This window comes from Giesbergeria sinuosa, assembly GCF_042652905.1.
GTDB lineage: Bacteria > Pseudomonadota > Gammaproteobacteria > Burkholderiales > Burkholderiaceae_C > Simplicispira > Simplicispira sinuosa.
In genome coordinates this window covers 1-1,165 of record NZ_JBHSHJ010000031.1, presented here as the reverse complement: position 1 = coordinate 1,165, position 1,165 = coordinate 1, and the positions used below count along the sequence as shown (strand labels likewise).

The following is a 1,165-nucleotide window of genomic DNA, read 5'->3' as shown; positions in this document are numbered from 1 at the left end:
CTAACGAACTAAGGTAAGCGGCAGCTGAAAGCTGTCCGCTTGAGCGCCAAGTTAGAACCCACGCCCACACAGCAGCCACCCAAAGCCAGCAGCATAGCGGGAAAAACGAACCTGCACCAGTGCCAATAGGACACCGAAAAAACCAAAGGCAAAGCCTACTTTGGAAAAACTGGTGAAAACAAAACTAGATTTTTAACGGGCATGGAATCAGCACCATCGTGGGCGAATGCTAACGCCTAGGTTAACCGGTAAAAATGCGCAGCATTTTTGTCCGCGTTGAACCGACAGTTAGAACTGCACGCAAATGCAAAAACCTATCGAACCCAAGCAGCAAGTTCATCTTTTGCACCGTCGCTAATTTGTAGAGCGATGAATTCATTGAGGACTTCAGGATCTGGCTCTACGCGGGATGGATCAACGCGAATATCCCATGAGTTGTAATCATTAGGATCTGTGGCGACAATTAAGCCGATCCCATGACGCTCTGCTTCTTCAGTAATGCGATCAATAGCTTCCGCATCAGCGTCGATATCAGCGCTGTGCAGCCAGACATATGATTGAGTTGCTGCACGCCGATGGGCAAGTGCCTCGTATACCGCTGTCACGTTCAACGCCCAAGAAGGCTTAATTTCGAAGGTTATGAGATCAAAAAACTTGCCGGGCAGAAATGGAAAGACCCGCAGCGCAGCGACAACTATGTCAGGGCGCGTCCACGTTCCGCCCGTATTCCTTCTGCCTTGGCTGGCCGTAATTTCAACCACGTGATGCCTGAAGCGACTGTCCTTCGCCCAAGCACCTCGCAAAACAGTGGCAACCGGTTCGTACAAATCCCGCTCTGCGGGCTCAACTGGTTGAGGGCACTCAAAATTCTGCGGCGCTTCTTGTTCGTTCGCTACCGTTTTTTCGGCAGCCACAGGTGGTGGAACGATGGCAACAGCGCCGCCCCTTGCTCGGTAGCGGCGCAAGCTTCCTAAGTCAACGACTCGATCACGGATGATCCAGTAGTCATCTTCATCCCAGCCCAATTCTCGAATGAGTTTATTGTTGCCAGCACTTCCACCTAAATCCTTGACTTTTTGAATCAGCGCATCATGCATCGCGCGGATTTCATCGTCTGTTTTTCCCTGTAATGACATGAGGTCTCTTTTTGTAAGGTCTAACGAAC

At 50.6% G+C, this 1,165-nt stretch carries 1 protein-coding gene; it reads right to left on the bottom strand.

Annotation, left to right across the window (positions count from 1 at the left end):
* Window positions 1–314: 314 nt before the first annotated feature.
* On the bottom strand, window positions 315–1,165 hold an 851-nt coding region (locus ACFO6X_RS15830; protein WP_382434992.1), incomplete at its 5' end, for a hypothetical protein.